This is a genomic window from Nocardioides sp. Z21_20 (genome assembly GCF_059766585.1).
The window spans coordinates 37,317-64,048 of sequence record NZ_JCBAJX010000006.1; the positions used below are offsets into that span (position 1 = coordinate 37,317).

Genomic DNA, 26,732 nt, shown 5'->3' on the forward strand with positions numbered 1-26,732 from the left:
CCCGCTGGCCCTGGCAACTTGTGCCAGTGAGTGTCGGAAAGGCCGACGGCTCGGGCCGAGACGGGGTTCGGGGGTGGGTAGCGCCGGAGGTGGCCAGCGCTAGCCGGCGCGCGGCAGCTCGCGGGCGAGCACGTCGACGAGTCGACGCGGCGACCGGCCGAGCAGCGCGCCCAGCACCAGGCCACCCGCCGGCAGGCCGCGGCGGTCGTAGTAGCCGAACATCGCCACCAGCAGCTCCCGCTCGCGAGGGTCGAGGTGGCCCCCCGTGGTGGCCACCCACTCCTGCGAGGACGTGCGGCGGGCATGCACCGGTCGCCCGAGCACCCTGCCGGCGGCCGCGGCGACGTCCGCCACCGTGACCAGGCTCGGTCCGCCCAGCTCGTAGGTCGCCCCCACGTGCGCGTCGTCGAGCAGCACCGTCGCGGTGGCCTCCCCGACGTCGGCCAGGTCCACCAGCCCGAAGGGACGCTCCAGCGCGTAGGGCACCACCAGGTCGCCACCGGCGGCGAGCGCCGGCACGAAGTTCTGCACGTAGGCGCACGGCTGCAGGATCGTCCAGGCCAGCCCCGAGCGCCGGACCGTGTCCTCGCCCCAGGCCTTGGCCAGGTGGTGCGGCATGTCCGGGGCGTACGGCGAGGCCACCGAGTGGTAGACCACCCGGGCCACCCCGGCGAGCCGGGCCGCGGCGAGGACCTCGCCCACGAAGCCCGGCTCGTCGGGGTGCAGGTTCGGCGCGATCAGGTGCACCGCCGCGCAGCCGGCGAGCCGGTCGGCCAGGTGCGGCCACTCGGCGCGACCGATCCGGACGACCTCCGCGCCTCGTGCGGCCAGCGCCGCCGTGACGGCGCGCCCGGTCTTCCCGGACGCGCCGACCACGGCGATGCGGGCGGTCACAACCAGTCGACCGCTGCCGAGGCGGCGCCGTCGGTGGCCAGCTGGGCGTAGCCGGGGCCGCGGTCGAAGAAGGCCTCCGACGCGGCCGGGCGCCCGGCCCGCTCGGTGACGGTCTGCTCGGCGTCGTAGCCGAGGGTGTCGTCCTCGACCGACCCGGTGAGCACCACGCCGTAGTCCGCGAACGCGGCCTGCGGCGAGACCTTGCGCCACACCACGTCGCGCACCACGAGCTCGGGGTCGCGCTCGAGCGGGTTGCCCCAGCCGCCGCCACCGGTGGTGCGGATCCGGATCACCTCTCCGGCTTTGACCGGCTCGTCGTCGGCGAGGGCGTCGACGGTGCGCTCGTTCGGGCCGCCCGGGTCGATGACGACCTCGAACGGCTTGCCCGCCAGACCGCCCTTGACGCCCCAGCAGGCCAGGATCGACCGGTCCGCGATGGACATGAAGTGGCCGTCCTTGAGCATCCGGATGTGCTTCTCGTAGCCCAGGCCGCCGCGGAACTTGCCGGCGCCGCCGGAGTCCATGGCCAGGCCGAGCTGCTCCACCAGGAACGGGAAGCGCGACTCGGTGAACTCCGAGGGCAGGTTGCGCGAGTCGGGCACGACGTGGATCGTGTCCTCGCCGTCGGCGTAGTAGCGCCCGCCGGACCCGCCGCCCAGCACCTCGCGCATCAGGTAGGAGCGGCCCTCGGTGTCCTCGCCGTACACGCCGGTGTAGCGGATCGTCTCCTGGTCGGCCGGCATCTTGCCGTCGACGGCCTTGGCCACCACGCCGGCGAGCACGCCGAGCAGGCGCAGGATCACGAACGTGCGGGCGTTGGTCGGCGCCGGGAAGACCGGCGTCAGCAGCGTCCCGGGCGGCGGGAACTTCATCTCGATGAGCGGCACGATGCCCTCGTTGACGTCGAGCTCGGCCATCCGCTCGGGGGTGTCGGCGAGGTTGCGCAGGATCGGCGCGAGCCACTTCTTGAGGAAGTTGCCGTCGGAGTAGTCGCCGCAGTGGTTGATCGGGCCCTTGGCCTGCGGGGACGTGCCGCCGAAGTCGATGACCAGGCGCTCGCCGTCCGGGTCCTCGGGCCCGGTGCGGGTGAGCGTGATCCGCTGCGTGAACAGCTGCGGGTCGTCGACGCCGTCGTGCTCGGCGTAGTCCTCCCAGACCCACTCGCCGACCGGGATCTTGGAGAGGATCTCGCGACGGTAGGTCTCGGTGGTGCGGTCGATGATCGCGTCGAAGCAGGACTCGACGGTCTCGCGGCCGTAGCGGTCGAAGAGCTCCCCGAGGCGCTGGGCGCCCATCAGGCAGGCCGAGCACTCGGCGTCGAGGTCGGCGGCCAGGCTGTCGGGCATCCGCGAGTTGCGGGTCATGATCGCCAGCGCCGAGCGGTTGGGCACCCCGGCGTCCCACAGCTTGATCGGGGGGACCATCAGGCCCTCCTCGTAGACCGTGGTCGCACCGCTGGGCATCGAGCCGGGCACGCAGCCGCCGATGTCGTCGTGGTGGCCGAAGGCCTGCACGAACGCGACGACCTCGGGACCGTTGCCGGCGTCGTGGAAGACCGGGACCGTGACGCACAGGTCGGGCAGGTGGCCGATGCCGCCCTCGGAGCGGTAGACGTCGTTGTGGAAGAAGACGTCGCCGGGCTTCATCTCCTCCAGCGGGAAGTCGCGTGCCACCGGGTGCACCAGCGCCGAGTACGAGCGGCCGGTGAGCTTGCGCAGCAGCCGGTCGTGGATGCCCGCGCGGAAGTCGTGGGCGTCGCGGATCATCGGGCTGCGCGAGGTGCGCCCGATCGCGGTCTCGACCTCCATCTCGACCGCGGCCAGGCTCCCCTGGACGATCTCCACGACGACCGGGTCGGCACTGCGCCCGGCGTCGTCGGTCAGCGTCCCGAACGGGAAGTCGGTGGGCGCGCGACGGCTCTCGCCGTCGACGTAGCCCTGGGCGTGCGTGTGCGTGGCGCTCACTTCTCCCCCTCGCGGGTGACGATGATGTTCAGGTAGGCGTCGATGCGGGCGTGGAAGCCCGGGTGCAGCGGCACGGTGGAGCCGAACTCCTCGATGATCGCCGGGCCGGCGATCTCCTGGCCCGGGAGCAGGTCGGCACGCCAGAAGACCGGCGTGTCGACGTACCCGTCGGCTGCCTCGAAGCAGACCTCGCGCCGCGAGCGGGGCTCGGGGGCGCCGGCGTCGGCGACGATCTCGTGGCGGGCGATGTCGGGGCGCTGGATGGGCCCGATGCCCGAGACGCGCAGGTTGACCCACTCGACCTGCTGGGTCGGGTCGGCGGAGAAGTCGTAGCCGTAGAGCGCCTTGTGCTCGGCGTGGAAGCGGTCGGCGACCTGCGTCAGCGCGGCGTCGTCGATCTCCCCCTCCGGTACGGGCACCCGCACCTCGAAGGCCTGGCCGAAGTAGCGCAGGTCAGCGGTGCGCTGGAAGCGGTGCTCGGAGGCGGCGAAGCCCTCCTTGTCCAGCGCGACGCGTGCCTGCTCGGCGAGGCCGTCCATGATCTCGCGGACGTCGGACGCGGCGAGCTGGTCGGCCAGCGACACGTGGGTGCGGACGTAGTCGTTCTTGACGTCCACGGTGAGCAGCCCGAACGCCGAGACGTTGCCCGGGTTCGGCGGGACCAGCACGGCCTGCAGGCCGAGCACGTCGACCAGGCGGCACAGCAGCAGCGAGCCGGAGCCGCCGAAGGTGGTCAGGGTGAAGTCGCGGACGTCGAGCCCGCGCTTGACGGTCACCTGACGCAGCGCGTTGGCCTGGTTCCACGCCGAGATCTCGAGGATGCCGGTGGCGCAGGCCTCGGGGGTGATCTTGAGGTCGGCGGCCAGCTGCTCGAGGCCGACCTTGGCGGCCTCGACGTCCAGCGGGATCTCGCCACCGAGCAGGTGGGGAGGGATCCGGCCGAGGTAGACGTGGGCGTCGGTGATCGTGACGTCCTTGCCGCCCTTGGCGTAGCACAGCGGGCCCGGGTCGGCGCCGGCCGAGTGCGGGCCGACCTTCAGGGTGCCCTCGGGCGAGAGCCAGGCGATGGAGCCGCCGCCGGCACCGACGGTGACGACGTCGATCATCGGGATCTTGGAGGGGAACGCGCCGACGCTGCCCTCGGTGGTGAGGGTGGGCTCGCCGTCGATGACGACGCTGACGTCGGTCGAGGTGCCGCCGCCGTCGCTGGTGAGCACCTTGTCGAAACCGGCGACCTTGGCGATCATGGCCGCGCCGAGCGCGCCGGCGGCGGGCCCGGAGAGCACGGTGGTGATCGGCTGGTGGACGACCTCGTCGGCGCTGAGCACGCCGCCGTTGGACTTCATCACGTAGAAGGGGACGGTCTTGCGGGCCCCGGTGGCCGCGACGCCCTCGCCGACGACGTACTCCTCGAGGCGGTTCTTGATGTTGGTGACGTAGCGGCTCAGCTTGGGCTTCACCGCGGCGTCGACGAGCGTGGTCATCGCGCGCTCGTACTCGCGGTACTCGCGCAGCACCTCGCTGGAGATCGAGACGACGGCCTCGGGGTGCTCCTCGCGGAGGACCTGACGCATCCGCTCCTCGTGCTCGGGGTTGGCGTAGGCGTGCAGGAAGCAGACGCCGAGGGTGTCGATGCCCTGGGCCTTGAACCAGCGGGCGACCTCGCGGGCGCCGGCCTCGTCGAAGGGCCGGACCTCGGCGCCGGTGTGGTCGAGCCGTCCGCCGACGCCCTTGACCAGGTGCCGGGGCACGATCCGCGGGGGCTTGACCCAGAAGTAGGAGTTGCCGTAGCCGTCGGGGACCGACTGGCGCGCGATCTCGAGCATCGCGTCGTAGCCCTCGGTGGTGATGAAGCCCAGCGCGTCGACCTTGCCCTCGAGGAGCTGGTTGGTCGCCACCGTGGTGCCGTGGCTGACCGCGCTCAGCGCGTCGCCGTGGCCCGGTGGCAGACCCAGCAGGCCCAGGACCTTGTCGATCCCGGCCATGAAGCCGTCCGCGGGGTTGCTCGGGGTGGAGGGGGTCTTCGTCGTGACCAGCTCGCCGCTGTCCTCGTCGAAGGCCACCACGTCAGTGAAGGTGCCGCCCGTGTCGATCCCGACCCGGACCCGGCTCGGGATGCGCGAAGCGCCCTGTGCAGCAGTGTCAGCCATGGCACGATTCAAGCGCCCGCACGACCCCCGCGGCGACGGCAGGATCTGCCAACGAAAGCCCGATTCGTTGGCAGATGCTGTACGTCGACTCCTGGTGGGCGGCGTACTGGGGTCTCGGATGGCTCGAGGGAGGTCTCGGAGGGGCCTGAGGCAGGCGATCCCTGATGTTGTCGGGCGAGGTTTCGGCCGCCAAGTTCAGCGTTCCCCGGTCGACCGGGGAATCCGACAGGCTTCAGCGCCCTCAGGCGTCGACGGGGCGCTCGTTGTAGACGCCGGCGATCTCCTGGCCACTGAGGGCCTGGATGGCGGCCATGATCTCGTCGGTGGCCTCGCGGCGGGCCCGCCCGGGCGCCACCCCCGCGAACCGCCCGGTGAAGTCGAGCGGGGTCCCGAACTCGATCTCCACCTTCGCCAGCCGGGGCAGTCGCGCGCCGACCGGCTGCAGCTGCTCGGTGCCCCGCAGTCCGACCGGGACGACGGGTACGCCGGCGGTCAGCGCGAGGTGCGCGACGCCGGTCCGCCCGCGGTAGAGGAGCCCGTCGCGCGAGCGGGTGCCTTCGGGGTAGAGGCCGAACGCCTCCCCCCGGGCGAGTACCTCGAGCGCGGTGCCCAGGCTGCTCATCGCGGCCTTGGCGTCGTCGCGGTCGACGGGCAGCATTCCCAGCCCCTCGAACCAGGCACGTGAGAGCGCCCCGGAGACGCCGGTGCCCGTGAAGTAGTCGGACTTGGCCAGGAACACCACCTTGCGCGGCACCACGATCGGGATCACCACGCTGTCGGCGAAGCTGAGGTGGTTGCTGGCGAGGATCACGCCGCCGGTGGCCGGCACGTTCTCCAGCCCGCGCACGCTCGGACGCCAGATCGCCTTGGCGACGGGAGGGACGACGGTGTGGAGCGCTCGATAGATCATCTGGCGCTCATGCTCTCACCCGTCGGGCGCGCCGGGGCGGGTGGTCGCACTACTCGTCGGGCCGAGGTACGGCGTGCGCGGCGCCGGGCGGGTCGGCGCGCGCCGGACGGCGGTCGTGGGAGACGTCGAGGGTGCCGGTGTGGTCGCGCAGGTATTGGTAGCCCTGGGGGCTGGTCCAGAGGTAGCTGCCCGTGTCGAGGTGCGTGTAGCTCCAGGGGCTGTGGGTCTTGTGGCGGTGATGTCGTCGGCAGAGCGGGGCGAGGTTGCATGAGCAGGTGGTGCCGCCGGTGGCGTGGTCTTGGATGTGGTCGCAGTCGGCGCGGTGGCCGTCTGGTGTCACGCTGCGGGCGGGTCGGGTGCACCAAGGGAACACGCAGGTGTGCTCGATGAGGGTCAGGCGTTCGGCGAGGCGGTCGGGGGTCTCGTAGGCGTTGACGTGGACGTGGTCCTCGAGATCGATGACCGGCTTGACGGTGACCTGGGTGTCGGGGGTGGCGCACCAGTCGCGGATCTGGTCGACGGAGACGAAGGAGGCGGTGTTCTCCACGCGGGCCAGGTGTACGCCGGTGTCGTCGAGGCCTCGGGCGCGTAGCGCGTCGTGGGAGAGGTGGACGTAGAGCACCACCTGCCGCGGGCGTCGGGCTGCTGCACTCGACCGGTGGGCGGGAGAACCCGCGTTATGCGGGTTGTGCGGTTGATCGGGAGCACCTGGCGCGTTGGATCCACCGCACTGATCGGTGTCCGCGCCGTCGGTCGCCTCAGTCGATGTCGCGACGTTCAGATCGAGGGCAAGCTGGCGCCGGGCGAGCTCCCCGGCGGCCTTCGCCCGCCGCACCCCGAGCGAGTCGACCGATCCGAGCGCCTGCTGCTGGGCCGCACCCGCAGCCACCGCAGCGTCGAGGTCCAACGCGTCGGCGAGGTCCAGCTCCCCGCGCACGGTCATGGTGCCGTCGTAGGAGACCTGATCGGTGTCGATGTCGAAGCACCGCCCGTCCGCAGCGGCCCGGCGCCGCGCCTCAGCCTCCTCGGGCTGGAACCGGACCCGCGCCTCCTCGACCAACCGGTCCAGGGCGGCGAGACCGATCTTGTGCGCCACCGCAGCGACGTGGGTGTCCACGAACCCCGCACCGGCCGGGACGAGGCTCATCGTCGCGTCCGCGATGCGTCGTGCTTTCCACGCCACCAGGTCCCCAGTCACCACCCGCGCCCAGACCCTTGGCAACCGGTGGCGCAGCTCCAGGGCCTGCCCCACATACCGCCGTCCGGCGTCGGTGGACATCCCGATCGCGAGGGCGAACTCGGTGACCGCGAACTCCGCCACCAACGGCGCTCCTGATCCGGCGACGGGGATGCCGTGGTCGCCGTACGGCCCGTGGATGACCGCGGCCGCCTCCAGAGATTCCACCGAGTGCATCGCCGCCCAGTCCACCGCCAACTGCAGCTGCTCGGCTTCCGCGCGATCCGCGGTCGTGCGCCGTACCCGGGCGGCGTCCAGCACCGCACGAGCGGTGTCAGGAGTCGCGGTCCGGGTCATGGATCCACTCAAGCGGCCACCACCGACACTCGGCTGCGCAGCGACCAGGATGGTCGTAGCGTGGAGCCATGAATCGCATCGTCACCGACCAGCGCCCGCGCCCGGTCAGCGCGCTGGTCAGCATCCTCGTGACCGTGTTGTCCCTGGGCTACATGCTGCCCTGGATGGTGGCCTCGCTGCGGGGCAAGTCCAACGCCGGGGCGATCTTCTGGGTGAACCTGCTCCTCGGCTGGACCGCGGTCGGCTGGGTGGTGGCACTGGTGATGGCGTGCATGCCGCACCAGGCGATCGCGGTGCGCGGCCCCTACCGCTGACCGCGTGCAGTCCCTCGAGCTGCTGCTCGACCCGTCGAGCGAGGAGCGGATCCGCCGTCAGTGGGACGTGCTCGCCGGCGCCGGGCTGCCGAGCCTGGCGCACCACACCTCGGCGACCAACCGCCCGCACCTCACCCTCGATGCGCGCGACGACGTGCCCGCCGAGCGCGAGCGTGAGCTCTGGCAGGTGGCGCGGCTGCTGCCGGTCGAGGTGCGGATCGGGGCGCCGCTGCTGTTCCACAACCGGCGCGGCCACGTCCTGGTGCGCCATGTGCTGGTGACCCCCGAGCTGATGGAGCTGCACCGGCGGGCGCACGCCGTGCTCGGGCCAGGCGGCTCGCCGCTCAGCGCGCCGGGCGGCTGGGTGCCGCACGTGAGCCTGGCCCACGCCCTGACCAGCGCCCAGGTGGCCACGGCGCTGGACCTGCTCACCGAGCACGCGCCGTTGCCGGCCACGGCGACCAGGCTGCGCCGCTGGGACAGTCCCGGCAAGCGCGCCTGGCTCGTCGAGCCGGCCCCGGCGCAGGGGCTCAGCGCGAGCTGAGCGCCTCGAACGCCGCCGCGACCTCCAGCAGTCGTCGCTCTCCGCCGTGCGGCGCGACGATCTGGATGCCGACCGGCAGGCCGTCGGAGGTGAGCCCGGCGGGTACGGCGATGGCCGGGCAGCCGGTCACCGTGATGAAGTACGCCGAGCGCATCCAGTCCAGGTAGGTCTCCATCGGCCGCCCGTTGATCGAGGCGGGGAACTCCTGGTCCGCGGGGAACGGCGGCACCTGCGAGACCGGCAGCACCAGCACGTCGTGGGACTCGAAGAAGACCCGCATCCGCTCCGACAGAGCCGTGCGCTGGCTGTAGGCGCGCGCCACGTCGACGCCGGTGAGCGCCTCCCCGGCCCGGATGTTGTCGGCCAGCGAGGCCTTGAAGGCGTCGGGGTGCTCGGCGAGGCGCCGCCCGAACTTCGCCTGGAAGTGCCACGCGCGCAGGGTGCGGAAGGTGTCCTCGGCCTCGTGCAGGTCCGGGGTCGCGGCGACGACCCGGGCCCCGGCGCGGGCGAACGCCACCGCGGACTCCTCGACCACCGAGGCGACCTCGTCGTCCACCTCGAACGCGCCGCCCAGGTCGACCGACAGCGCCACCCGCAGACCGGTCAGCGAGCCGGCCAGCGAGCCGGTCAGCGGCGGGGCGAAGCTGGCGCCGGGCTCGCCCAGAGCATGCGGCGCCCGCGGGTCGGGGCCGGCGAGCACCGAGAGCAGCAGTGCCAGGTCGCCGACGTTGCGCGCCATCGGGCCGCCCACCGAGGTGGTCTCCCACTGGTTGTACAGCGGCCACTCGGGCACCCGGCCCAGGGACGGGCGCAGCCCCACCACCCCGCAGAACGACGCGGGGTTGCGCAGCGAGCCGCCCATGTCCGAGCCGTCCGCGAGCGGGACCATGCCGGCCGCCAGCGCGCAGGCCGCTCCCCCGCTTGACCCGCCCGCCGAGCGCGAGGGGTCGTGCGGGTTCAGCGTGGTGCCGAAGACCTTGTTGAAGGTGTGCGAGCCGGCCGCGAACTCCGGCACGTTGGTCTTGCCGATCAGCACCGCGCCGGCGCCCCGGATCCGCTCCACCAGCAGCTCGTCGCGCTCGGGGACGTGCTCGGCGTACAGCGGGGAGCCGTAGGTGGTGCGCCAGCCCGCGACCGCGTGGGTGTCCTTGACCGCGAACGGCAGCCCGTGCAGCGGACCCGGCTCCTCCCCGGAGGCCAGCGCCTCGTCGGCGGCGAGAGCCCCGGCCCGGGCGCGGTCCTCGTCGAGGGAGACGATCGCGTTGAGCTCGGGGTTGCGCTCGGCGATCCGGGTCAGGTGCAGCTCGAGCAGCTCGCGCGCCGAGACCTCCTTGGCCCGCACCGCCGCCGCCATCTCCCGGGCGGTGGAGTCGGCGGTGAGATCACTCATCGCCGACGGCCCAGCAGCGCGCCGACCAGCACGCCGACGAGCACCAGCCCGGCACCCACGCCGACGCCCTTGAGGAAGTCCTCGCCGGAGCCGCCGCCGACGGCCGAGGGCCGGCTCGGCGCGCTGAAGACCTGCGCTGCGTCGGACGCCGCGCCGGAGGCCGCCGGCTGAGCGACACCCGCGGCGCCCGCTGCGGCCACCGGGGCCACCGGGGCCGAGCCGGCGGCCGGCGGCTCGCCGGCCAGGGCGCTGACTCCCCCGGCGGCGATCACCTTCTCGACGTTGCCGAACATCTCGCCCGCCATCCGGCGCGCCACGCTGGTGAGGATGCGCTGGCCGACCCCGCCGACCATCCCGCCGACCACGGCGTCGGCGGTGTAGGCGATCTTCGTGGTGCCCTCGCCGGCCTCGCTGAACGTCACGTCGACGGTCGCGTCGACCGTGCCGGGGGCGCCCGAGCCGTCGAGCTTCATCCGCAGCGACTCGTGCTCGACCAGGTCGGTCATCGCGCAGGCCCCGTTGTAGGTCCCGCGGATCGACGCGACGCCGGCGGTGACGGTCATCGCGTAGGCGTTCTCGCCGGTCGCCTCGAGACGCTCGCAGCCCGGGATGGTGCGCACCAGCACCTGCGGGTCGAGCAGCGCGTCCCAGACGGCCGCCACGGGGGCGTGCAGGACGTGCTCTCCGGAGATCTTCATGGTGCTCCTTAGTCAGTGGTGGTGTGCGCGAGGCGCAGGTGGAAGAGCTCCGAGGGCGAGATCGGCATCGCGGTGATGTCGAAGCCCTCGGCATCCTCGATGGCCGAGGCGAACACGGCGGAGGTGGGGATGACCCCGGCCTCGCCGGCGCCCTTGATGCCCAGCGGGTTGGACGGAGACGGCGTCTCCAGGTGGTCGATCGCGATGCCGTCGGGGATCTCGGTGACGAAGGGCATCAGGAAGTCCATGAAGGAGGCGTTGAGCAGCTGCCCGTTCTCGTCGTAGGCCATCTTCTCGTACAGCGCGCCGCCGATGCCCTGCGCGACACCGCCGTGGATCTGGCCCTCGACGAGCATCGGGTTGATCAGGTGCCCGCAGTCGTGGACCACGACGTACTTCACGATCTTGATCTCCGCGGTGAGCGGGTCGGTCTCGACGATGGCCGCGTGCATGCCCGCGGCGTACGTCGCACCGGTCACGGAGTGGAAGTCCTTGCCCTCCAGCCCGGGCTCCTCCCCCTCGGCCACCGGCGTCTTGGCGGGGTCGCCCACGCTGAACTGGGTGGCCTGCTTGGAGGACTCGTCGAAGGCGTAGCGCAGCGGGTTCGACAGCACCGCCACGGTGCCGAGCGCGATCGCCGACCCGGGTGAGCCCTTGACCCGCACCACGCCGCCGACGATCTCGAGGTCGGCCTCGGCCACCTCGAGCGCGTCCGCGGCGATCCGCAGCGCCTTCTCCTTGGTCCGCTTGGCGGCCTTGTGGATCGCCGAGCCGCTCATCACCGCGGCGCGGGAGGCGAAGGTGCCCACGGCGTACGGCATCCGGCGGGTGTCGCCGGTGACGATCTCGACGTCCTCGAAGGGCACCCCGAGCTCGTCGGCGACGATCTGGGCGAACGCCGTCTGGTGGCCCTGGCCCTGGGTGGTCAGGCCGGTGGCGACCTTGACCTTGCCGTTGGTCTCGATGTGCACGTGCGCGCCCTCGTAGGGCCCGACGCCGGTGCCCTCGACGTAGCAGGCCAGGCCGATGCCGAGCTTGCGTCCCTCCGCGCGGGCCTGGGCCTGCATGGCGGGGAACTCGTCCCAGCCGATCAGCGCCTTGGTCTTCTCCAGCATCTGCGGGTAGTCGCCGGAGTCGTAGATCAGCGGCCGGCCGTCCTGGAAGATCAGGCCCTGGTCGTAGGGGAACTCGTCGGGCTGGATGAAGTTCGCCGCACGGACCTCGAGCCGGTCCTTGCCCAGGTACGCCGCGATCGCGTCCATGGTCCGCTCCATCACGAAGCAGCCCTGCGGGCGTCCGGCGCCGCGGTAGGGGGTGACGATGACGGTGTTGGTGTAGATGCTCTCGAAGGTGACCCGGTAGGCCTTGGGCTTGTAGGGGCCGAGCAGCTGCGTCGAGGCGACGATCGGCACGATCAGCCCGTACGGCGTGTAGGCGCCGTGGTCGTGCCAGAACATCACGTCGAGGCCCAGCACCCGACCGTCGTCGTCGAAGCCGACCTCGACGTGGTGCAGCTGGCCGCGCTCGTGCGCCGAGGAGATGAAGTGCTCGCGACGGTCCTCGGTGAACTTCACCATCCGGCCCAGGGCGCGAGCCGCCAGCGGCACCAGCACCTCCTCGGGCCAGGGGTGGTTGATCTTGACGCCGAAGCCGCCGCCGGTGTCGGGGGTGATCACGTCGACCTGGCCGAGGTCGAGGCCCAGCTTGGCCGCGACGGCCGCCCGGACCCCGGTGGAGGTCTGCGTCGAGGTCCACAGCTGCAGGCGGTTCTGGTCGGCGTCCCAGCGGGCCACCGTGCCGCGCCCCTCCATCGGGGTGCAGGCGCTGCGCTCGATGCTGAGGTCCAGCGAGAGCGTGTGCGGGGCCTTGGCGATCTCGGCGGGGGCGTCGCCGTTGTGCTGCTCGCTGCGCGCGGCGACGTTGCCGGGCACGTCCTCGTGCACCAGGTGCTCGGCGGCGCGGGAGGCCTCGATGCCGACCACGGCCGGCAGCACCTCGTACTGCACCCGGATCCGGCCGACGGCGTCCTCGGCGACGTAGCGGTCCTCGGCCACGACGAAGGCGATCGCCTCGCCCACGTAGTTGACCTCGTCGCGGGCCAGGGCGTACTGGGTGCGGCCGTGGGTCAGCGTCGGGTGCGGGATCAGCAGGGGCAGCGGCTCGGCGGCCGGGCCCAGCAGGTCCTCGTAGGTGTAGACGGCGTGGACGCCCTCGACCTCGAGCACGTCGGCGACGTCGATGTCGAGGATCCGGGCGTGCGCGTGCGGGCTGCGCAGCACCGCCGCGTGCAGGATGTCGGTCGCGGAGTCGACGCCGACGTCGTCGACGTAGCGGCCCTGCCCGCGCAGGAAGCGCTGGTCCTCGACCCGGGCGACGCGGGTCCCGAAGAGCTTCGTGGTCATCGGGGTGCCTCCTCGTCGTCGCCGTCGCCGGGCGGGGTCTGCGCGGACCGCTCGGCGATGATCTCCGCGGCCCGCTCGACCGAGCGGACGATGTTCTGGTAGCCGGTGCAGCGGCACAGGTTGCCGGCGATCATGTCGCGGGCCTGCTCGTGGCTGGGACACGGGTTCTCCCGCAGCCCGGCGGTGATCGTGGTCAGGAAGCCCGGGGTGCAGAAGCCGCACTGCAGGCCGTGGCAGTCGCTGAACGCCTGCTGCACCGGGCTGAGCGAGCCGTCGGGCTCGGTGAGCCCCTCCACCGTGGTCAGCTCGGCGCCCTCGGCGGAGACCGCGAACATCAGGCAGGCGCGCACCGGCGTGCCGTCGAGCAGGATCGTGCAGGCGCCGCAGACGCCGTGCTCGCAGCCGACGTGGGTGCCGGTCAGACCGAGGTCGAGGCGCAGCGCGTCGCTGAGCAGCCGGCGCGCGGGGACCTCGATCTCGTGCGCGTTCCCGTTGACGCTGAGCCGGACGGTGTGGAGCTCCTCGCCGGTGTGGGTGTCGATGTGCTGCTCGGTGGTCATGCCTGGTCCTCCTTCGCGTGGGCGCCGGCCGAGGCCGCGCGCGCCCGCGCATCGTCGTACGCCGCACGCAGGACGCGCGCGGTGAGCACCCGGGTGAGCTGGGCGCGGTAGCTGGCGGTGGCGTGGATGTCGTCGACCGGGTCGAGCTGAGCCAGCGCGGACTCCCCCGCCGCGGCCAGGGACTCCTCGCGCAAGCCGCCGGCCAGATCGGAGGTCAGGTCGACCACGGTGGGCACGTCGCAGACCGACAGGTAGCCGGCGCGCGCCTCGACGACCGACTCGCCGTCCAGGCGCACCAGCGCCGCGATGCCGCACATGGCGTAGTCGCCGTGGCGGCGGGCCAGCTCCTCGAAGGCGACCCCGGCGCCGGCGGGCAGTGCCGGGAAGAACGCCTCGACGGCGATCTCGTCGTGGTGGAGCGAGGACTCCATCGGGCCGAGGTACAGGTCGTCGGCCGCGATCGTGCGCCGTCCGGTGCTGGAGGCGACCTCGAGCGAGCCGCCCAGCAGGCGGAGCACCACCGGCATCTCCGCCGCCGCGTCGGCGTGCACGATCGAGCCGACCGTGGTGCCGCGGTTGCGGATGGTGGCGTGCGCGACGTTGTCGAGCGCGAGCGCGAGCAGCGGCTGGGCGGCGCGGGCACCCGGGTGGGCCAGCACCGCGGCGTGGCGGGCCAGCGCCCCGACCCGGACCCCGTCAGCGTCGACGCTGACGTGGTCCAGGTCGGGCAGTGCGTTGATGTCGACCAGGGTGCGCGGTCCTGCCAGTCGCATGGACAGCAGCGGCACCAGGCTCTGGCCTCCGGCCAGCACTTTCGCTTCCGGGCTGTTCGCCAGGGTGTGGAGCGCCTCCTCGAGGGTGGCGGGGCGGGCGTACGCGAAGGGTGCTGGTTTCACAGGGGGACTTCCTGTCAGTGCTTGGGGTGGTGGTGCGCGGCCGCGTGGTCCTCGACGTTCGTGCCGGGGCCACCGACGACGATCAGGCTGCCGTCGGAGTTGCGCGGAGGAGACACCAGACGGGCGAGGTGGTAGCCGAGGACCGCCACCAGGGTGCCGAGAGCGATGCCGCTGAGCACGAAGTCATCGGTGAACTTCAGCTTCGCGTCACCGATGGCGAGGATGATTCCGGCGCCCAGCGGCACGAGGTTCACCGGGTTGGCGAAGTTGACCTTGTTCTCGGTCCAGATCTTCGCGCCGAGCAGGCCGATCATGCCGTAGAGCACGAGCGTGATCCCGCCGAGGACGGCCGGCGGCGTGGCGTTGACGATCGCACCGAACTTCGGCACCAGGCCGAGCAGGATCGCAACCAGCGCGGCCACGAAGTAGGCGGCCGTCGAGTAGACCCGGGTCGCGGCCATCACGCCGATGTTCTCGGCGTACGTGGTGGTGGGAGAGCCACCCACCGAGGTGGCGACGACGGTGGCGACACCGTCGGCGGCGACGGCGCGGCCCATGTAGGGGTCCAGGTCACTGCCGGTCATCTCGGCCACGGCCTTGACGTGTCCGACGTTCTCCGCCACCAGCGCGATGACGGCCGGGATGACGAGCAGCGTGAACGTCACGGAGAAGCTCGGCAGGTGCCAACCGACCGCGCCGAGATTGTCCAGCTGGGCCTGGTTGCCGACGAGGCCGTCGGCGGTCTTGCCGGGCAGGCCGAACCAGTCGGCCTCCCTCACCGAGGCCCAGTCGACGCGCCAGTGCGGGCCGGGGTCGGCATCACTCGGCAGCGGGGCGTCGGTCTTGCCGAAGATCTTGTCGGCGAGGAACGAGGCGACGTAGCCGAAGACCAGGCCGAGCACGATCGCGATGCGCCCCAGGAAGCCGCGGAAGGCGACCGCCATGATGATGACCGCGGTCATCGTGAGGATCGCCAGCCAGGGGTCGGACGGCATGTAGGTACCGGTCGCCACCGGGGCCAGGTTGAAGCCGATCAGCATCACCACCGCGCCGGTCACGGCGGGAGGCAGGACCGCGTTGACCACGTCGGCGCCGAAGAAGTGGATGACCAGGCCGACCAGCGCGAGCACCACGCCGGCCACGAGGATGGCACCGGTGACGTCAGCGGGGCCGCCATCCTGGTCGTAGATGGCGGCTGCGCCGCCCACGAAGGCCGCGGAGGTGCCGAGGTAGCTCGGTACCTTGCCCTTGACGATGAGCAGGAAGCAGATCGTCGCGATGCCGCTCATCATGATCGCGAGGTTGGCGTTGAGCCCCATCACGATCGGGAAGACGAACGTCGCACCGAACATCGCGACCACGTGCTGGGCGCCGAGGCCCGTGGTCTTGCCCCAACTCAATCGCTGGTGGGGTGCCACCGCCTCCCCAGGCTTCGGGTCCACCAGGTCCCATTTGAACATCGACACAGTGCTGCCTCCTTAGGGGGGACCGTGAGGGTCACGGTCCGGGCCACACCCCATGTGGGTGCCGAACCTAGTAGTCCGGGCGAGACCTGAGACACGGCGAGTGTTGCCGAACACCCCAGGAGACTCGTGGCAGACATTGTGGGGAGGAGGACGGGTGGGCGCAGCAGAACGCCGGATTTATTGCACTCGTGACCGGACGGTTACCCGATCGCAGCCGAACCGGCTCAGTCCACGATCTCCAGGACCCGCAGCGCGACGGCCACGTCGAGGCGCAGATGGGGATCGGAGGAGAGCGGGCCCAGCAGCCGCTCCAGCTTGCTGACCCGGTAGCGCATCGTGTTGTAGTGGAAGAACTGCAGCCGCGCGGCCTCGGCGACGTTGAAGTTCGTGTCGAGCAGCACCTGCAGGGTCTCGCGCAGGTCGACCGCCTCCGTGGTGGCGCCCGACAGCGGGCCGAGCACGTCCTGGGCGAAGGCCCTCAGCTCGCCGGTGTCCGGCACCAGCGCGATCAGCCGGTGCACGCCGAGCTGGTCGAAGTGCGTGGTGGAGCCGCCGCCGTGCACGCGGCGCCCCACCTCGACCGCCCGCCGGGCCTGCGCGTAGGCCTCGGGCAGCTGGTCGAGGGAGGTGACCACCCGGCTCACCCCCACCGAGAACGCCCGGCGCCCGCCGCCCTTGTCACCGCGCACACCGGTCACCAGCCGCCTGACGACCGCCTCGCCGGCGTCCTCGGAAGGCTCCCCCACCGGGATCAGGGTCACCACCTCGGAGGAGAAGTCCACGCTGGGCGCGGCGGCGTCGTACCCCTGCATCACCTGGCTCCACGCCGAGGAGAAGCGCTCCTGCCAGCGGCGGCGCACCCGGCTGGAGACGGGCGCCTCCTCGGGGCGCAGCGGGTCGATCTCGGCGGCCACCACCACCATCGGCCGGTCCAGGTCCCAGCCGAACCCCTCGGCGTGCTCGATCACGTAGTCGATGCCGCCGGCGCGGCCGAGGAAGACGTCGCGCAGGAAGTCGCCGCGGTACTTGTTCTCCACCGCGGTCACCGCCTCCTCGCGGGTGATCAGCAGGGCGGCCACCGCCGCGGCGCGCTCCATCGCGTGCACGTCGTCGGAGGGGATCTCGCCGACCGGGCGGAAGCAGACCAGTCGGGCCAGGTCGGCGCCCCCCGCGACCACGCGCAGCATCCGGACCTGCCCCGCGCCGGCCGGCGTGCCCTGGGTGCTGGTCCGCTCGACGCGGAACCGGCCGGTGTGGTCGAAGAGGTCGAGCTCCTCCATCGCGGCGCGCATGTCCGGGTCGAGCACCCCGGCGCGCTCGCGGCCGTCGGTCGAGGTCACCAGCACCCCCACGTCCAGGACCCGGGCCACCTCGGCGGTGATCTGGCTCAGGTTCCCCCCCTCCAGGACGATCTGCGTCAGCGCCGTGTGCAGGGTGTCCACCCGCGCCAGCGCCCACGCGGCGTTCTCTGCGGTTGCCGGCCTGGGCGTTATCAACTTCTGCACCTCGATCACGATTGGTTTGTCAGAACCTCACATCGGCAAACCGTAGCGTGCCCCGATAGCGTCGAGCAGGTGCCTCCCCTCGCTCTCGCCGTCGCCGCCCCTGCCCGGGTGCGCCGCCTGCTGGCCGAGAGCGACGGCCCGGCGAGGATCGTGCACCGCGGTCGCCATGCCCTCTACGTCGAGGTCGCCGGCCGCTGCGTCGGGGTCGTCTCCACCGCGGCGAGCGCCGTACCGTGCGCCCTGCGCCTGGCCTCCCCGGAGCTGGGCGCCCTCGCCTCGACGCGCGCGGCCCGGGTCTCACGTGGCGCGCTGCAGCTGGACGACACCGTGCTGCGCATCGGCCGGGTCCTCGACGTCCAGGCGCCGCCCCTGACCGCGGCGGGCCTGCAGCGCCTCGCCGGGCTGGGCGGGGCCGTGCCCGCGCACGTCCGGCACGCCCTGCCCCGCCGGAGCCTCCAGCGCCTGGCCACCGGCGACCCCGGCGCCGTGGCGGCGCTGCTCGGCCTCGGCGAGGGCCTGACCCCGCTCGGCGACGACGTGCTGTGCGGGTGGCTCGCACTGCGCCGCGCCGCCGGCGTCCCCGCCCCCGCGCTCGAGGCGGCCGTCCGCGACGGGCTCGAGCGCACCGGGCTGCTCTCGGCCGCGCTGCTGGACTGTGCGCTGCACGGCGAGGTGCTCCCCGAGTTCGCCGACCTGCTGCGCTGCGCCGAGCTGCCGGACGGCGAGGCGACCGGCCTGCGCGAGACCGCCCGCGCCCTGACCACGGTCGGGCACACCTCCGGAGCCGGCCTGCTGCTCGGCGCCGCCCTGGCCGCCGCCGCCCTGGCCGCCGACGCGCTGGCCGGCGGCGACCTGGCCGAGGGCGACCTGGCCCACCCTGACCTCTTCACCCGTTCCACCCCCATCCCCATCTCCGAAGGGAGACGTTGCGCATGACCACCACCTCAGTGGAGCCGACCGCACCTCACGTCGAGCTCAGGCGAGGCGCGTACGCGGACTCGGTCACCCTGCTCCAGGTGAGCCGGACCGTCGCCGCGATCGACGGCGTCGCCGCCGCGCAGGTCGCCATGGCCACCGCGCTCAACCTCGAGGTCCTCGAGCAGATGGGCTTCACGGTGCCCGGCGAGGCGACCGGCAACGACATGGTCGTCGCCGTCCGGCTGGCCCCCGACGCAACCGAGGACGCCCTGGAGCGGGCGCTCGCCGGCGTCGACGCGGCCCTGGCGGCCGCCACCCGTTCCTCCTCGTCCTCCGAGGCCAGCGAGCTCGCCGCGCCCCGCACCACCCGCAGCGCCCTGCGCCGCAGCGCCACCGGCGACGAGGTCGTGCTGATCAGCGTGCCCGGCCAGGCCGCCCTGGTCGAGGCGATGGACGCCCTGGACGCCGGGCGCGACGTGATGATCTTCAGCGACAACGTGCCGCTCGAGCACGAGCTGGCGCTCAAGCACACCGCCACCGAGCGCGGCCTGCTGGTGATGGGCCCCGACTGCGGCACCGCCCTGGTCGGCGGCCTCGGCCTCGGCTTCGCCAACATCACCGCGCCCGGTCCGGTCGGCCTGGTCGCCGCCTCCGGCACCGGCTGCCAGCAGCTGCTGGCGCTCTTCGACCACGCCGGCGTCGGGGTCACCTCCGCGCTCGGCGTCGGCGGTCGCGACCTGTCCACCGACGTCGGCGGGCTGTCCACGCGCACCGCGCTGCGCCGCCTCGACGAGGACCCGGCCGTGGAGATGATCGTGCTGGTCTCCAAGCCCCCGGCCCCCGAGGTCGCCGCCGCGATCACCGAGTTCGCCGCCACCCTGTCCACCCCCGTGGAGCTCGCGCTGCTGGGCGACGGACAGCCCGACCTCACCTCGGCCGCCGAGCGGGTGCTGACCCGGCTCGGGCGCCCGGTGCCGACGTGGCCGACCTGGGGCGACCCGGCCATCGTCGCGGCCGGTCCGCTGCTGCGCGGGCTCTTCGCCGGCGGCACCCTGTGCGACGAGGCGATGCTCGTCGCCCGGGCCGACCTCGGCCCGATCCGCAGCAACATCCCGCTCTCCCCCGAGCTGGCCCTGGGCTCCGACCTCACCGCCGAGGCCCACCTGATGATCGACTTCGGCGACGACGGCCTCACCCAGGGCCGCGCGCACCCGATGATCGACCCGACCCTGCGCCTGGAGCACCTCGCCCGGGCCGCGGCCGACCCGCTCACCGGCGTCCTGCTGCTCGACGTCGTCCTCGGCCACGGCGCCGAGGCCGACCCCGCCTCCGCGCTCGCCCCGGCGATCGCCGAGGTCGGCAAGCCCGTCGTCATCGCGCTCGTGGGGACCTCGCTGGACCCCCAGGAGCTCGAGCGCCAGGCCAAGACGCTGGCCGAGGCCGGCGCCGAGGTCCACCTGTCCAATGCCGCCGCAGCCCGCCGCGCGGTCGAGCTGATCGGAGCCGCCCGATGACCACCACGCCCACCGGCACCCCCACCACCGGCACCCCCGGGCACGTCGTCGGCACCGGCGTCGACCTCTTCGCCGACGCCGTCGCCGCCCAGGCCGTCCCGGTCAGCCGGGTCGACTGGCGCCCGCCGATGCCGGGCACCGAGGCCGACCTCGCCACGGTCGCCGCCGACCCGCTGCGCCTGGCGGCGAACCAGCGCGCGCTGGCCGCGATGTTCGCCGTACAGGCCGTCCTCGTCGACGTCGCCCCCGCCTCCGAGGTCCTCGGCCTGGAGCGCGGCGACTTCCTGCACGCCGGCCCGCCGATCGGCTGGGACACCGCGTCCGGCCCGCTGCGCGGCGCGCTGATGGGCGCCGCCGCGCTGGAGGGCCTCGTCGACGACCCGGAGGACGCGGTCGCGCTCTTCGAGTCCGGCAAGGGCTTCACCCTCGGGCCCTGCCACCACCGCAACGCGGTCGGCCCGATGGCCGGTCTGGTCTCGCCCTCGATGTGGATGTTCGTCCTCGAGGACCCCGCCACCGGCAAGCGCACCTACTGCTCGCTCAACGAGGGCCTGGGCAAGGTGCTGCGCTACGGCGCCTACGGCCCGGACGTGCTCGAGCGGCTGCGCTGGATGTCGGGGGTGCTCGGCCCGCTGCTGCAGAAGGCGGTGCGCACCACCGTCGCCGCCAGCGGCCCGGTCGACGTGACCGGCATCCTCACCCAGATGCTGCAGATGGGCGACGAGGCCCACAACCGCAACCGCGCCGGCACGCTGATGATGATGCGCGACCTGGCTCCGGCGATGGTCGAGTCGGGCTTCGCCACCTCCGACGTGGCCGACGCGATGCGCTTCATCGGCGGCAACGACCACTTCTTCCTCAACCTCGCGATGCCCGCCTGCAAGCTGGCGCTGGACGCCGCCCGCGGCATCGAGGGCTCGACGATGGTCGTCGCGATGGCCCGCAACGGCACCGAGTTCGGCATCCAGACCGCCGGCACCGGCGACGAGTGGTTCACCGGCCCGGCCCAGGTGGCCGAGGGGCTCTACCTCGGCGACTACGGGCCCGAGGACGCCAACCCCGACATCGGCGACTCCGCGATCACCGAGACCGCCGGCATCGGCGGCTTCGCGATGGCCACCGCCCCGGCGATCGTCCGGCTGGTCGGCGGCACCGTGCCCGACGCGCTGGCCACCACCCGCCGGATGCACGAGATCTGCCTGGGCGAGAGCCCGCGCTGGTCGGTGCCGGTGCTGGAGTTCCAGGGGGTCCCCAGCGGGATCGACGTGAGCCTGGTCTGCCGGACCGGGATCCTGCCGCAGATCAACACCGGCATGGCCGGCGCCAAGGCGGGCGTGGGCCAGGTCGGGGCCGGTCTGGTCAACCCGCCCGAGGAGATCTTCCCCAAGGCGCTGGCCGCCCTCGCGCGCCGTACCCGCGAGCGCGCCTGACCGCCGAGTCGGCGTGAACTCGCCGCTGTGAACCGCCGAGTCGGCGCAGGCTCCCGAGCCTGCGCCGACTCGGCGTTTGCTACGGCTGCCAGAAGGCGGTGCGCAGGTCGATCCGGCCCGAGGGGCGCAGCGCGGTGCCCTCCTCGAGGTAGTGCTCGCGGGCCCGGCCCTCGTGGCAGGCCGGCAGCGAGCCGTCCGCACGGACCACCCGCCACCACGGCACCGGTCCGCCGTACGACGCCAGCACCGCGCCGACCGTGCGCGGTCCCCCGCCGCCCAGCTCGGCGCCGAGGACCTCCGCGATCGCGCCGTACGTGGTGACCCGGCCGCGCGGAACCCGCTCCACGCAGGTGAGCACGCGCTCGGCGTACAGCTCGGGGTCGATCCTGCTCATGGCCACCACGCTAGCGGCGAGGGGGGCGGGCGCGCTGCGCGGACGGCCCGGGGCGTCGCTCCCACCCCGTGACCGGGAGCGACGACCGAGACCTTGCCTCGGCCCCGTGGACCGCCCGCGCGGGGCCGGCACCTGTGCAGCCGACGCCATGTGACTCACCCCTCAACGACGAAGGCCCACCCGGGTTACGAGAGCCCGGGTGGGCCTTGCGCTGCGGCGGCTGGACCGCGGAGGTCAGTACGAGGGCTGGCTGGGGTCGATCTGGTTGACCCAGGCCACCACGCCGCCGCCGACGTGGACGGCGTCGGAGTAGCCCGCGCCCTTCACGACCGCGAGCGCCTCGGCCGAGCGCACCCCGCTCTTGCAGTGCAGGACGACCTGCTTCCCGGAGTCGACCGGGGGAAGCGTCGCGAGCGCGTTGCCGTTGAGGAACTCGCCCTTGGGGACCAGCACCGCCCCGGGGATCTGGTTGATCTCGTACTCGTTGGGCTCACGGACGTCGATGAGGACGAAGTCGCGCTCGCCGTTCTCGCGCTCCTTGAGCATGCCCTCCAGCTGGGTGACCGAGATCGTCGAGCCGGCGGCGGCGTCGGCCGCCTCGTCGGAGACCGCGCCACAGAACGTCTCGTAGTCGATCAGCTCGGTGACCGTCGGGTTCTCCCCGCACAGCGCGCAGCTGGGGTCCTTGCGCACCCGCAGCTTGCGGTACTCCATCTCGAGCGCGTCGTAGATCATCAGCCGGCCGACGAGCGGGTCGCCGATGCCGGTCAGCAGCTTGATCGCCTCGTTGACCTGGATCGAGCCGATCGAGGCGCACAGCACGCCCAGCACGCCGCCCTCGGCGCAGGAGGGCACCATCCCCGGCGGCGGCGGCTCGGGGTAGAGGCAGCGGTAGCAGGGCGCCTCGGCGCTCTGGCCGTCCTCCTTCACCGCGTGCGGCCAGAAGACCGACGCCTGACCGTCGAAGCGGTAGATCGAGCCCCACACGTAGGGGATCCGCAGGAAGTACGCCGCGTCGTTGACCATGTAGCGGGTCGCGAAGTTGTCGGTGCCGTCGACGATGAGGTCGTAGCCCTCGAAGACCTGCAGCACGTTGTCGTTGTCGAGGCGCTCCCCGTGCACGACGACGTCGACGTAGGGGTTGGCCTCCTTGATGGCGTCGCGCGCGGACTCCGCCTTGGGACGCCCGATGTCGGACTGGCCGTGGATGATCTGGCGCTGCAGGTTCGACTCGTCGACCTCGTCGAACTCGGCGATCCCGATCGTGCCCACCCCGGCGGCAGCCAGGTAGAGCAGCGCGGGGCTGCCCAGCCCGCCGGCGCCGATCACCAGCACCTTGGCGTTCTTGAGCCGCTTCTGCCCGGTCATCCCGACGTCGGGGATGATCAGGTGGCGGCTGTAGCGGCGTACCTCGTCGACGGTCAGCTCGGCGGCCGGCTCCACGAGCGCGGGAAAGGACACGGCGGTAACTCCTCAGGGCGGACGATCGATGGTTCTCGGCACAACGCCGGCGAACCCCCCGATGTTCCCCCGCCCGCAGGGGCGCGCCGCGCGGCATCCCGTCATCCGGACGGAGGTTACGGACCGGTAGGCTTCCCGCACGACGCGGGTACGCCGCCCGCCGCGAGGCCCGAGGAGCACCGAGTTGAGCGCTGATCACTTCGACGCGGACCGCCCCCGCCCGCGCGGGGCCCGGATGCCGCGCCGTGAGCGTCGCGCGCAGCTGCTCGAGTCCGCCCTCGAGGTCTTCGTCGCCCAGGGCTACCACGCGGCGGCGATGGACGACATCGCCGAACGCGCCGGGGTCTCCAAGCCGGTGCTCTACCAGCACTTCCCGGGCAAGATGGAGCTCTACCTGGCGCTGCTCGACAGCTCGTGCGACGCGATCATCGAGAACTGCCGCCTCGCGCTGCTGTCCACCGACGACAACAAGCAGCGTGTGCAGGCCGCGATCAAGGTCTTCTACGACTACGTCGCCGCCGAGAGCGGCGCGTTCCGGCTGGTCTTCGAGTCGGACCTGACCAACGAGCCCACCGTCCGCGAGCACGTCGAGCGGGTCACCACCGAGACCGCCGCGATGATCGCCGACGTCATCCACGACGACACCAGCCTGAGCCCGACGCAGTCGCGTCTGCTCGCGGTGTCCCTGGTGGGAATGGCGCAGGTGAGCGCGCGGTTCTGGCTCACCGAGGCATCCGGGATCACCCAGGACGACGCGGCCGCGCTGGTGGCCGCCCTGGCCTGGCGCGGCATCCGCGGTTACCCGCGCGCCGAGGACGCCTGAACACCCACCCCGTAACCTCGTCATCCAGCAGCACCGAGAACTTCAGGAGGAGACCGTGGAGGTCAAGATCGGCATCCAGAACGCGCCGCGTGAGCTGCTCGTCGAGAGCGACGAGAGCGCCGAGGCGGTGGAGAAGCTGGTCGCCGAGGCGGTCAGCAGCGAGACCGTCCTCGCGCTGACCGACAGCCGCGGCCGGCGGGTGATCGTGCCCGGCTCCCGGATCGCCTACGTCGAGCTCGGCAACCCCAGCGCGAAGCAGGTCGGCTTCCGCAGCTGAGCGCAGCGCCCCGACGAACAGAGCCGACCCGGCAGAAGCTCGCTTCTGCCGGGTCGGCTTCGTCGTGGGTAGTGGCGGCTCAGGAGTCGAGCCCCAGCTCGCCCATCCGCTGGTCGTGGCGCTCGGTCATCCGGGTGAACATCCGCCCCACCTCGGCCAGGTCGAGGCCGGGCCGGTCGACCCCACCGGCCAGCAGCGCCCCCAGCGCGTCGCGCTCCGCGACGACGCGCTGCGCCTGGGAGAGCGCCTCCCCCATCAGTCGGCGGCCCCACAGCGCCAGCCTCCCCCCGAGCCGATGGTCCTCGGCGATGCCGGCGCGCACCCGGTCCACCACGAAGCCGGCGTGACCGGTGTCGCTGAGCGAGGCGATGATCAGGTCGCGGGTCTGGGCGTCGACGAACTGCGCGATCTCGCGGTAGAAGTCCGCGGCGAGCCCGTCGCCGACGTACGCCTTGACCAGGCCCTCGTACCAGTCGGCCGGGGCGGTGTGCTCGTGGAAGGAGTCGACCGGCACCCGGAACGGCGCCATCGCCTCGAACGGGTCGGCACCGAGCGCGACCAGACGCTCGCGCAACGGCCCGACGTGGCCGACCTCGGTGGCCGCCATCGCGGCCAGCGTGTACTTCTCCTCCAGCGAGGGCGCCAGCTTGGCGTCCTCGGCCAGCCGCTCGAACGCCGAGATCTCGCCGTAGGCGATCACGCCCAGCAGGTCGACCACGGCAGCGCGGTACTGGGGGTCCTGGGCGGCCGACGGCGCGCCCGACCCGAGCGGGGATTCAGACATGCCCGCACCCTACCGATACAGTGGATTCATCGAGTGCCGCCCACCGGGTCGACGACAGCGTCGCCGACCTCGTCCGTGCAGGGTCAGCCGTGCACGGTCACCCGGGATGGCCCGCGACCGGCGAGACGGTCCGCACTGTCACCGACAGGATTGTCACCGACAGGTCCTCGGGACCGACACCGCCGAGCATGTGCGCGGCAGACCCTGTCGAGACGACTTCGATCCCTTTCGATGAGTCAGCCGCTCAGAAGCCACTCACGAAAGCGAAAAGACACTGACTACGTTCCGAGAGCTCGGGGTCCTGCCCGAGATTTGCGACGCGCTCGAGCGCGCCGGCATCATCACGCCGTTCGCCATCCAGGAGATGACCCTCTCGGTCGCCCTGATGGGCACCGACCTGATCGGCCAGGCCCGCACGGGCACCGGCAAGACCCTCGCCTTCGGCATCCCGGTGCTCCAGCGCAGCGTCGCGCCGAAGGACCCCGACTACGCCGACCTGCCGCAGGGCAAGCCGCAGGCCCTGATCGTGGCCCCGACGCGCGAGCTCGCGCTCCAGGTCTCCAACGACCTACACCTGGCCAGCAAGGACCGCGGCCTGCGGGTGCTGACCGTCTACGGCGGCGTCGGCTACGACACCCAGCTCGACGCGCTGGAGTCGGGCGTCGACATCGTGGTCGGCACCCCCGGCCGGCTGATCGACCTGGCCAACCGCAAGGCCCTCGACCTCTCCCACGTGCACGCGCTGGTCCTCGACGAGGCCGACGAGATGCTGGACCTGGGCTTCCTGCCCGACGTCGAGAAGCTGCTCAAGCTGACCCCCGAGACCCGGCAGACGATGCTGTTCTCGGCCACCATGCCCGCGGCCATCGTCTCGCTGGCACGCACCCACATGCGCCACCCGATGAACATCCGCGCCGAGTCGTCCTACGACACCACGCTGGTGCCGGCGACCGCCCAGTTCATCTACCAGGCCCACGACCTGGACAAGCCCGAGATCATCGGCCGGATCCTGCAGGCCGAGGGCGCCGGCAAGGTCATCGTGTTCACCCGCACCAAGCGCCAGGCCCAGCGCGTCGCCGACGACCTGGCCGAGCGCGGCTTCTCGGCCAGCCCGCTGCACGGCGACATGGCCCAGGTCGCCCGCGAGAAGGCGCTGGCCAAGTTCCGCGAGGACAAGATCCGGGTGCTCGTCGCCACCGACGTCGCCGCTCGCGGCATCGACGTCGCCGGCGTCTCCCACGTCATCAACTACACCTGCCCCGAGGACGACAAGACCTACGTGCACCGGATCGGCCGCACCGGCCGCGCCGGCGCGACGGGAATCGCGGTCACCTTCGTCGACTGGGGCGACGTGCACCGCTGGAAGATGATCAACAAGGCGCTCGACCTGCCCTTCGACGAGCCGCAGGAGACGTACTCCACCTCCGAGCACCTCTTCCACGACATGGGCATCGCCCCCGGTACCAAGGGCCGCATCGTCGACCCCGCGCCTCAGCCCCCGCGCGAGCGCTCCGAGCGTCCCGAGCGGGGCGGCCGCCCCGAGCGCGGCGGCCGCCCCGAGCGCGGTGGCCGCGGCGATGGCGGCGGCCGCGGCGAGACCGCGCGCGAGTCCGCCCGCGAGGGTGGCGAGGCCGCGCGCGAGGGTGGCGAGCGTCCCCCGCGCAGCCGCGGCCGTAGCCGCACGCGCAGCGGCGGCGCCGCCTCGGGCTCCGCCGGCAGTGGCTCCCCGGAGACCGGCGCCTCGAGCGCGCCGCCGAGCCGTCAGGACGCCCCGAGCGACGGGTCGGGTGCCGACGACCTGCGCCCGAGCCGCAACCGCCGCCGGCGTCGTACCGGTGGCACGCGCGGCGACGGCGAGACCGCCACGAGCGGCGAGAGCACCACTTCGGGCACCGACTGACCCC

The 26,732-nt window shown here is 72.6% G+C and carries 23 protein-coding genes; 8 read left to right on the plus strand and 15 right to left on the minus strand.

What is annotated here, in order from left to right; all coding sequences use genetic code 11:
* Positions 1–99: 99 nt before the first annotated feature.
* From AC6EH9_RS11415 to AC6EH9_RS11435, 5 genes are all read right to left on the minus strand, one after another.
* The gene (locus AC6EH9_RS11415) at positions 100–894 is read right to left on the minus strand and encodes an SDR family oxidoreductase (RefSeq protein WP_498423202.1); all 795 of its coding nucleotides are present in this window, start codon (positions 892–894) and stop codon (positions 100–102) included.
* Positions 891–2,858: a hydantoinase B/oxoprolinase family protein gene (locus AC6EH9_RS11420; protein WP_498423204.1), complete on the minus strand. Its 1,968-nt coding sequence runs from the start codon at positions 2,856–2,858 to the stop codon at positions 891–893. Before AC6EH9_RS11420 ends, AC6EH9_RS11415 begins: the two co-directional genes overlap by 4 nt.
* A complete protein-coding gene (locus AC6EH9_RS11425) occupies positions 2,855–5,008 on the minus strand; it encodes a hydantoinase/oxoprolinase family protein (RefSeq protein WP_498423206.1) in 2,154 nt (717 codons plus the stop codon). Before AC6EH9_RS11425 ends, AC6EH9_RS11420 begins: the two co-directional genes overlap by 4 nt.
* A 241-nt stretch (positions 5,009–5,249) precedes the next feature.
* Complete coding sequence (locus AC6EH9_RS11430) at positions 5,250–5,918, minus strand: lysophospholipid acyltransferase family protein (protein ID WP_498423208.1); 669 nt, start codon at positions 5,916–5,918, stop codon at positions 5,250–5,252.
* A 49-nt stretch (positions 5,919–5,967) separates the two neighbouring features.
* Positions 5,968–7,452, minus strand: a complete 1,485-nt coding sequence (locus AC6EH9_RS11435) for an HNH endonuclease (protein ID WP_498423210.1) — start codon at positions 7,450–7,452, stop codon at positions 5,968–5,970.
* 68 nt (positions 7,453–7,520) lie between these two features.
* Here AC6EH9_RS11435 and AC6EH9_RS11440 point away from each other — a divergent pair, with 68 nt between their 5' ends.
* Together AC6EH9_RS11440 and AC6EH9_RS11445 are read left to right on the plus strand one after the other, a co-directional pair.
* Positions 7,521–7,766, plus strand: a complete 246-nt coding sequence (locus AC6EH9_RS11440) for a superinfection immunity protein (protein WP_498423211.1) — start codon at positions 7,521–7,523, stop codon at positions 7,764–7,766.
* Positions 7,767–7,770: 4 nt separating this feature from the next.
* Entirely contained in the window at positions 7,771–8,310 is a 540-nt protein-coding gene (locus AC6EH9_RS11445; RefSeq protein WP_498423213.1) for a 2'-5' RNA ligase family protein, read from the plus strand.
* Here AC6EH9_RS11445 and AC6EH9_RS11450 read toward each other — a convergent pair.
* The 7 genes from AC6EH9_RS11450 to AC6EH9_RS11480 form a co-directional block, all read right to left on the minus strand.
* Positions 8,297–9,700 (minus strand): amidase, encoded by a 1,404-nt coding sequence (locus AC6EH9_RS11450; protein WP_498423215.1) that lies wholly within the window; start codon positions 9,698–9,700, stop codon positions 8,297–8,299. The two genes, AC6EH9_RS11445 and AC6EH9_RS11450, sit on opposite strands and share 14 nt — an antisense overlap.
* The gene (locus tag AC6EH9_RS11455) at positions 9,697–10,398 is read right to left on the minus strand and encodes an SRPBCC family protein (protein ID WP_498423217.1); all 702 of its coding nucleotides are present in this window, start codon (positions 10,396–10,398) and stop codon (positions 9,697–9,699) included. Before AC6EH9_RS11455 ends, AC6EH9_RS11450 begins: the two co-directional genes overlap by 4 nt.
* Positions 10,399–10,406: 8 nt before the next feature.
* Complete coding sequence (cutA, locus tag AC6EH9_RS11460; protein WP_498423220.1) at positions 10,407–12,800, minus strand: aerobic carbon-monoxide dehydrogenase large subunit; 2,394 nt, start codon at positions 12,798–12,800, stop codon at positions 10,407–10,409.
* A complete protein-coding gene (locus AC6EH9_RS11465) occupies positions 12,797–13,360 on the minus strand; it encodes a (2Fe-2S)-binding protein (protein ID WP_498423222.1) in 564 nt (187 codons plus the stop codon). Before AC6EH9_RS11465 ends, cutA begins: the two co-directional genes overlap by 4 nt.
* Positions 13,357–14,256 carry an FAD binding domain-containing protein gene (locus tag AC6EH9_RS11470; RefSeq protein ID WP_498423224.1) on the minus strand — a complete coding sequence of 300 codons (900 nt, stop codon included), beginning with the start codon at positions 14,254–14,256 and terminating at the stop codon, positions 13,357–13,359. Before AC6EH9_RS11470 ends, AC6EH9_RS11465 begins: the two co-directional genes overlap by 4 nt.
* Positions 14,257–14,270: 14 nt before the next feature.
* On the minus strand, positions 14,271–15,716 hold the full coding sequence (locus AC6EH9_RS11475) for a uracil-xanthine permease family protein (RefSeq protein WP_498423519.1): 1,446 nt from the start codon (positions 15,714–15,716) through the stop codon (positions 14,271–14,273).
* A 230-nt stretch (positions 15,717–15,946) separates the two neighbouring features.
* Positions 15,947–17,227 carry a PucR family transcriptional regulator gene (locus tag AC6EH9_RS11480; protein ID WP_498423226.1) on the minus strand — a complete coding sequence of 427 codons (1,281 nt, stop codon included), beginning with the start codon at positions 17,225–17,227 and terminating at the stop codon, positions 15,947–15,949.
* A 69-nt stretch (positions 17,228–17,296) separates the two neighbouring features.
* Here AC6EH9_RS11480 and AC6EH9_RS11485 point away from each other — a divergent pair, with 69 nt between their 5' ends.
* From AC6EH9_RS11485 to AC6EH9_RS11495, 3 genes are read left to right on the plus strand one after another with little or no spacing between them, the layout of a single operon-like run.
* A complete protein-coding gene (locus tag AC6EH9_RS11485) occupies positions 17,297–18,163 on the plus strand; it encodes an oxamate carbamoyltransferase subunit AllH family protein (protein WP_498423228.1) in 867 nt (288 codons plus the stop codon).
* Positions 18,160–19,659, plus strand: coding sequence for an AllF/FdrA family protein (locus AC6EH9_RS11490; RefSeq protein ID WP_498423230.1), 1,500 nt, complete (start codon positions 18,160–18,162; stop codon positions 19,657–19,659). The genes AC6EH9_RS11485 and AC6EH9_RS11490 overlap by 4 nt, the downstream gene beginning before the upstream one ends.
* Complete coding sequence (locus AC6EH9_RS11495) at positions 19,656–21,089, plus strand: YlbE family protein (RefSeq protein WP_498423233.1); 1,434 nt, start codon at positions 19,656–19,658, stop codon at positions 21,087–21,089. Before AC6EH9_RS11490 ends, AC6EH9_RS11495 begins: the two co-directional genes overlap by 4 nt.
* A gap of 79 nt (positions 21,090–21,168) precedes the next feature.
* Here AC6EH9_RS11495 and AC6EH9_RS11500 read toward each other — a convergent pair whose 3' ends face one another.
* Complete coding sequence (locus AC6EH9_RS11500; RefSeq protein WP_498423235.1) at positions 21,169–21,483, minus strand: MGMT family protein; 315 nt, start codon at positions 21,481–21,483, stop codon at positions 21,169–21,171.
* A 234-nt stretch (positions 21,484–21,717) separates the two neighbouring features.
* Positions 21,718–22,944: an adenylyltransferase/sulfurtransferase MoeZ gene (gene moeZ / locus AC6EH9_RS11505; protein ID WP_498423238.1), complete on the minus strand. Its 1,227-nt coding sequence runs from the start codon at positions 22,942–22,944 to the stop codon at positions 21,718–21,720.
* Positions 22,945–23,128: 184 nt separating this feature from the next.
* On the opposite strand from moeZ, the gene AC6EH9_RS11510 reads away from it, so the two are divergent.
* Entirely contained in the window at positions 23,129–23,767 is a 639-nt protein-coding gene (locus AC6EH9_RS11510) for a TetR/AcrR family transcriptional regulator (RefSeq protein WP_498423239.1), read from the plus strand.
* Between the two features lie 55 nt (positions 23,768–23,822).
* Positions 23,823–24,044: a DUF3107 domain-containing protein gene (locus AC6EH9_RS11515; RefSeq protein ID WP_498423242.1), complete on the plus strand. Its 222-nt coding sequence runs from the start codon at positions 23,823–23,825 to the stop codon at positions 24,042–24,044.
* A 79-nt stretch (positions 24,045–24,123) separates the two neighbouring features.
* Here AC6EH9_RS11515 and AC6EH9_RS11520 read toward each other — a convergent pair whose 3' ends face one another.
* The gene (locus tag AC6EH9_RS11520) at positions 24,124–24,828 is read right to left on the minus strand and encodes a ferritin-like fold-containing protein (protein WP_498423243.1); all 705 of its coding nucleotides are present in this window, start codon (positions 24,826–24,828) and stop codon (positions 24,124–24,126) included.
* A gap of 364 nt (positions 24,829–25,192) precedes the next feature.
* Here AC6EH9_RS11520 and AC6EH9_RS11525 point away from each other — a divergent pair, with 364 nt between their 5' ends.
* Complete coding sequence (locus AC6EH9_RS11525) at positions 25,193–26,728, plus strand: DEAD/DEAH box helicase (protein ID WP_498423245.1); 1,536 nt, start codon at positions 25,193–25,195, stop codon at positions 26,726–26,728.
* The last annotated feature ends 4 nt before the right edge of the window (positions 26,729–26,732 follow it).